General features: G+C 39.1%; 8 protein-coding genes and 2 pseudogenes. All 10 read right to left on the bottom strand.

The window, feature by feature from the left end; all coding sequences use genetic code 11:
• Positions 1–417: pseudogene (locus BLO53_RS18675) on the bottom strand (IS4 family transposase); the annotation flags it as partial.
• Positions 418–678: 261 nt separating this feature from the next.
• Positions 679–969: a type II toxin-antitoxin system YafQ family toxin gene (locus BLO53_RS18670; RefSeq protein WP_092065177.1), complete on the bottom strand. Its 291-nt coding sequence runs from the start codon at positions 967–969 to the stop codon at positions 679–681.
• Positions 966–1,262, bottom strand: coding sequence for a type II toxin-antitoxin system RelB/DinJ family antitoxin (locus BLO53_RS18665; RefSeq protein ID WP_034467791.1), 297 nt, complete (start codon positions 1,260–1,262; stop codon positions 966–968). The genes BLO53_RS18670 and BLO53_RS18665 overlap by 4 nt, the downstream gene beginning before the upstream one ends.
• A gap of 73 nt (positions 1,263–1,335) precedes the next feature.
• On the bottom strand, positions 1,336–2,133 hold the full coding sequence (locus tag BLO53_RS18660) for a DNA-processing protein DprA (RefSeq protein WP_176757370.1): 798 nt from the start codon (positions 2,131–2,133) through the stop codon (positions 1,336–1,338).
• A gap of 8 nt (positions 2,134–2,141) precedes the next feature.
• On the bottom strand, positions 2,142–3,512 hold the full coding sequence (locus BLO53_RS18655; RefSeq protein WP_330388971.1) for a YifB family Mg chelatase-like AAA ATPase: 1,371 nt from the start codon (positions 3,510–3,512) through the stop codon (positions 2,142–2,144).
• A 38-nt stretch (positions 3,513–3,550) separates the two neighbouring features.
• The gene (locus BLO53_RS19910; protein WP_330388968.1) at positions 3,551–3,709 is read right to left on the bottom strand and encodes a hypothetical protein; all 159 of its coding nucleotides are present in this window, start codon (positions 3,707–3,709) and stop codon (positions 3,551–3,553) included.
• Positions 3,710–3,724: 15 nt separating this feature from the next.
• Positions 3,725–4,369: a transposase gene (locus tag BLO53_RS18650; protein WP_026653765.1), complete on the bottom strand. Its 645-nt coding sequence runs from the start codon at positions 4,367–4,369 to the stop codon at positions 3,725–3,727.
• Positions 4,370–4,430: 61 nt separating this feature from the next.
• Entirely contained in the window at positions 4,431–4,787 is a 357-nt protein-coding gene (locus BLO53_RS18645) for a helix-turn-helix domain-containing protein (RefSeq protein ID WP_092065171.1), read from the bottom strand.
• 477 nt (positions 4,788–5,264) lie between these two features.
• Positions 5,265–6,026 carry a hypothetical protein gene (locus BLO53_RS18640; protein WP_092065168.1) on the bottom strand — a complete coding sequence of 254 codons (762 nt, stop codon included), beginning with the start codon at positions 6,024–6,026 and terminating at the stop codon, positions 5,265–5,267.
• A gap of 62 nt (positions 6,027–6,088) precedes the next feature.
• A pseudogene (locus BLO53_RS19515) lies at positions 6,089–6,399 on the bottom strand (hypothetical protein); the annotation flags it as partial.

Here is a 6,399-nt window from a genome sequence, read left to right as displayed (position 1 = left end):
ACCAAAGAAATCAAAGTTTGATGGAGAATTAGGAACTTCTATCTTTGAGCCATCAATGGCAAAGATATGATAACCATGCCATAGCTTTCTCTTCTTGAGATTTTTGTAGAAGATATCTACTGAAAGAGTAAATAAATCTTGGAACAGACTGGGGCTAATGAACTGACGAGCTTTGGATACAGCCTGCTTTGATACTTCAGGAAAATTTGATGGAAGCAGGTCATCACGTATAGCGGAAAGATTCTGATACATAGATGCCTTTGTAGTGTAGAATAAATATGTTACCAGATGGAGCATTGAAAGTTTGCGCTTTCTGATGAAGTGGTTCTTTTCCCGGTGAGCTTCCAGGCAGTCCGGAGAAGAGAGATATTGCTTGATCTTTTGGATGATGAGTTTGCAGATTTCATGTTTTTCCATACGTAACCTCCTAAATTTGCGTGATCTTGATGTGTTTCGCGGCCACGAAACAACATCTCCTATTGATCAAGGGCCGCGTAGCGGCCGCAAATTTTAGGAACTTTGTCAAGCGTTTTTTAATAAATAATCAATATTTTTTTGCATAACAAAAAAGCAGCTAAGCATTTCATCCAAGATGATCAATGCCTGCTGCCTCTATCTTTACCATTATTCTATTAGCCTATCTAGATTAGCGCCATAATTATGCGCCGTGCGGAATCTTCAGAAGTTCTTGAAAACATCGCTATGTGAGCCTGTCCTGACTGCTGTCAAAATTAAAGCGTCATCATTCTTTCCGTAAATCAGTAGCCAGTCCGGCTGAATGTGGCATTCTCTAAATCCTTCGTAATCTCCATGAAGTGGATGATCCAAATATTTTTTATCTAGTTCATGGCCTCTTAATAGCTCCTCAATGACGCTTTCGAGTTGACTAATGTTTAAATTTCGCTTCTTTGCTATTTTATAGTCCTTCTTAAACTTTGTAGTAATCTTTAATTCATACTTATAATTCATTCTGAGTCCAGTTCATCAAACAGTTCCTTCGCTGATCCGTATGACTTAGTTTTTACCTTTCCTGACATGATTTCCTTTGCTTCTTTAAATGCCTCGATGGTTTCCCTATTATAATTTGGCATTCTTACGTCAAATGGTATTCCTCCCTCTATCAAGGATTTTTCAAAAAATATATTTACTGCTTCTGCCAAAGTCATTCCAAGGCCCTCATAGAGCTTCTCAAGACTTGCTTTCTTTTGCTTATTCATTCTCATATTAAAATTTGTATCCTTCTTAACTGTAGTTGCTGACATATCGCCACCTCCTACCAAAATTGTATCACAATGTAATTCGTTTGCAACACATCGTGCTACATTTTATAGGGTTTTAAGTAATTCTCACCACCTTCCTACCATATTTTTCGCAGTTTTCCACAGTTGTCTGTGTTCCACTGTTCCTTCCTGCCTCAATAACGAAAACCTCATCAGAAAGTGCTGCAATTATCCTATTCCGGAGAGGAAACATGTAGCTTCTCGCCTTGGTCCCAGGAGGATATTCTGACAATATGCATCCTCTTTTAATGAGTTCTTCATACAAACTCTGATGTTCAGGTGGATAGCAGATATCAGGGCCATTCCCAAGTACTGCAATGGTGTACCCATTTGTTTTAAGTGCGGCAGTGTGTGCGTAGGAATCAATTCCTTTAGCCATTCCGCTTACTACTAATCCGTTCTTATTTACTGCTTTAACTGTGGTTTCAATAGCTGTTCGTTTTCCTTCCTGAGTACATCTCCTTGCTCCTATAACCCCAGCAGAATAGGACGTATCATTTATTTTCAGTTTCCCTTTGACGTAAAGGGCTATAGGCATATCCCCAAGTCCTAAGAATCTCTTAGGATACTCATTATCTTCCCTTGTAATAACTGCTATTCCTTTATCAATTGAATCCTTTAATATCGCTTCCGCTTCAAGCCGAATCTGTTTATTCTCTCTCCCTTGAGAAACCAGATGTATCCGATGTTCACCAACTTTTCCAAGCGTATCTCTTTCATGGATTTCTTCTTTACTAAGCGTAAAGCACGTTTCAATATTCCCGCAGATATCTAAAAGTGCATTTTGGCTAACACATCCAACACCCTTAATCAAAGTCAGAATTATATATTTAAGTTTCTTTTCATAGTCCATAAAATCTTTCATGTTATTGCATACATCTGGCTGCTTGACACATCAAGATCCCTGCATGACAGCACTTTTATTACATCCTCCCTTCTTATATTTTCCGCCCCATCAAGATCAGCAGCAGTCCTCGCCAGTCTTAATAACTTATGTATGACTCTTGCACTATACCCATATTTCTCGCTAGCCTTCTTTAAGATTTCTGTGCATTCTTCATCAAGTTTGCAGTACTTTTGTATCATTGATGTTGTCATCTGTGCATTGCAGCTAATGCCTTCTGCATCCTTAAATCTTTCTTGCTGTATCTTTCTTGCCCGTTCAACTCTTTCACGAAGTACAGCTGATGATACACCATCTTTTTTGTTGTTTAATTCGAAATAGTCCACCTGTGCCACGCTCTTCTGTATATCTATCCTTTCAAGGATGGGGCCTGATATCTTCCCTCTGTAGTGAATTATCTCATAATCAGTACACTTACACCTCTTTGATGGATAATATCCGCAGGGGCAGGGATTCATTGCAGCCACAAACATAAAATTAGCTGGATAAGAATTTGTCCCATTTACTCTGGAAATAGTAACTCTCTTATCCTCCATAGGCTGTCTTAAAGCATCTAACGTTCTTTTGGAAAACTCGGCAAGCTCATCTAAGAAAAGTACCCCATTGTGTGCTAAAGAAACTTCTCCTGGCTGTGCATAGCTTCCTCCACCAATCAGAGCATTCAGTGAAACATTGTGATGTGGTGATCTGAAAGGTCTGCACGTAACAAGTCCAGTCCCAGCCTCCAAATGACCAGATATACTTTGAATCTTCGTCACTTCCAATGACTCTTTTTCAGACATCCTTGGAAGAATAGTCGGTATCCTCTGTGCAATCATTGTCTTTCCACAGCCAGGTTCGCCGAGCATAAGAATATTATGTCCGCCAGCTGCCCCTAAAACTATCGCTTCTATCAGTTCTTCCTGTCCCTTTACATCAGCAAAATCAAAATCATTTTCCTGGTTCGCAATGCTTAACATCTCACCTTTATCAGTAATATCCCCATCATTTTCATTCTGCTTTGATAAATCCATTCTGCCCTCCAAAAAACTTATAGTATCTGGAAGGGATTTCACTGGACAAATCCTTATTCCTGGTACAGATGATGCTTCCTGCCTGTTGTCATATGGAACTACTACCGCTTTTACTCCACATTTCCTCGCCTCTGTTACCATGGATAACACCCCATTGCATGGTCTTATCCTTCCATCTAAGGACAATTCCCCTATGAAAGCATATTCTCCTAAATTTTTAGGAGATATCTGATCCGTTTGATAAAGCAACGCTATTATCATTCCAAGATCAAAATGAGAGCCTCGCTTTTTCTTATCACCAGGTGCAAGGCTTATAATTGCCTTATCCTTTGGAATATCATATCCACAGGATTCTATTGCGCCTGTATTCTTTCTCCTGCCTCTTTAATTGCCTGATCAGGAAGTCCTATTATTGACATCATCTGCTGTTGTCCTCTTATTGTACTGGCCTCGATTTCAACCATAAATCCGTCAACACCCGATGTTGCCATACTCTTTACTACTATTGCCATTGTGCTATCTGCAGCTTACCACGGAAGCCACATCTCGTCCTCCTTTATATCCTTCTGTATGAGCATTTCCTGCTCCTCGTGCGATATTTTGCCTTCCACAAACATCCTGTACTGTTCCCTGCTGTTATTATGAAAACAACTAAGTACCCGCGATGTTTCTGTCATCCCATCGATCATGCTCTTGGCCTGCTTCTTCTCTTTACCAGCCTCTAAGCCATTTCTTCCAACAAAAGAACTATAACTACTGTACTCAAAAGCCAAAGGCTCCCGCACCATGGCTGCCTTAACAGGATTCAGATGTATGTACCTGCTAGCTTCAAGAAAATATTTCTCATTTTCTATAAGACAGGCCACATACCTACTCTCAAAAAGATGCCCGGTGAAATTGTACCTATGATTAAAGTCCATGCTGTATGGATGAAGCATTCTCTGCATAATCTTCCACAGTTCCTTATCCTCTGTCTCTATTATCATGTGGAAATGATTCGTCATAAGACACATGGAATGTATTTTGTAGTTATAGATTGTTTTCGTCTTTTCGATGCACTCCAAGAATCTGATATAGTCTGAATCGTCCTTGAATAAAGCAGTTCTTCTGTTACCTCTGCTCATTACATGATAAGTCGCTCCAGGGTACCACTCTCTTTTCTTTCTACTCATATTCCTAACTAATCTCGCTTAAAATTATCCTAATATACGGATTACTAATGTAAAAAATGGATTACTCAAGCAATCCACCGCTAATCATGGCTTCAACATACCCCATTATCCTAGCCTGCTGAGCTTTATCCATCGCATTAAATGCCGTAACAAGCTTGCCACTCTCAGTTTCCGCATCTATCGCATACCATTCCTTTGGATTGCCTCTTTTCCCTTCTGGCTCAATCCCCGACAGAAGCCATTCGGGTGTAACATCAAGGACTTTGCAAATTACCATTATCTTATCTGCTGTAGGATTGGTTCTTTTCTTCTTCCAATCACTTATGGTACTCTCTGCAATTCCGGTAAGCTCAGAAAACCGCTTCTGGGTTATATCAAGCTCTTCTATCTTGTCAAAAATTCTATCCCTAATCGTCATTTTCTTTTCTCCATCGCATTGCCAACATATCCTAGAATACGTATTTTATTCTTACAAAAGACCTTTGTCAATGGGTGTCTAATAATAATCCACTCATAGTCCACACCTAAACTATTCTTTTTTTCTAGCCACGAACATTAGTGTTAGCCTAATGTTCTCATAATCATAATTCTTATAAGAAACTAACAATACACACTTGTTATCATTTTGATTTAATAATTCTTGCAACTCAGTTTTATCAAGGATACAAGCGAATATCTCTTTGTCTCTCAAGTTATAAAATAGTGTTATTTCTCTCGATTCAACATTGATACTGGAACTTACAACTCCCATCTTATTAAACAAGAAGTGAAATTGACGTCATATATCTTTGCAATCTATCTAAAATAGATTTTATAAAGCTCTATACCCAAGTGAACGCAAAAATTTGCGTTCACTTTTCGTTCACTTCGTAAATAATTATGATTATTTAATTTCCTAATAAGCCAGCAAGCTCTTCTTAATACTACGCCCTAATGGGGTATACTCTTTAAAATCATTTATGAAGTCAGCTCTTCTTGGTTCATTGAATTTCAGTGCACCTTGTTCTTCTAAACGGTTGAATTTGCATTCCGATTGAATAAGTAAGATGTCCCTTGCTAAAGCTATGTTAATGTCATCGTATGTGGAGTATATAGACTTTACAGGCCTTAGCGTTTCACCAAGACGACCAAAATCAGTCATATCATTTAACATAGCCATCAAACAAATCCTTGTTCGCTCATCCCTTGCTTCCTGAGCTAATTCTCTGTTTTCTTCACAATACAAGGTATAGTCCATTGTTTTTGTTTTGCCTATTTCAACTGTCATGATAAGTCTGATTATCAGGTTCTTATCATATGTACCTGAGTATCTGCAGTATTCCTCTTTTTCCAGATTCTCTGGAAGATAGAGCAACGCAATATATGACGCTTCGAGAATCCTCTGTCCATAAGTTTCCTTGTGATCATCTTCTTTCAGCATTGCTTTACGTTTCTTTTCAGATATAGGCCTCTTTTTATTATTAATATTCCACCCGAGAATAGGTATATCAATAATTCCACGAACTTCTTGGAAAATTTGCGCGCTATATATCAGTGGCTTTTCTATATCTTCTCCTGGATTAGCATCCAAATACTTTTTAACTTCTGTAAACAAGGCCTCCATTTCTTTGAAATAGACAACTAAGATGCTTTCTTCCCTTAGATACGAATCAGTCAATGCATCTTTTTCTTCCAAATAATTATGAATTAGATTAATTAAAAGTTTCCCAATCTGCCGGACTATAGATTTCCGGCAGAAGGGTTAGCTTCCTTTCTTGGGCGACCACGTGGCCGCTTGGGTTTTATTTCAACTTGATCCTTTGGCTTCGGCTTTCGCCCGCGTTTCTTAGGCTCAGGCTTTGGAGCCGGCTTTGAAAGCCCAAGAGCTTCGAGCTCTTCCATTGCGGTTTGTATTGTGTGCACCCAAAACCCGTCAGCGGATGATGGCTCTGCAGGTGCATCCGCCCTACGCCATGCTGATGAAAGATCATCCATGAGTTCACCATAGGACATCTGTTTCAGAAGTCCAGCATTTTCGGCTTTGCGGATAA

The organism is Butyrivibrio sp. INlla14 (assembly GCF_900102515.1).
GTDB lineage: Bacteria > Bacillota > Clostridia > Lachnospirales > Lachnospiraceae > Butyrivibrio.
Note: the sequence above shows the minus strand (reverse complement) of the source record. Positions and strands in the feature narration are given on the sequence as shown.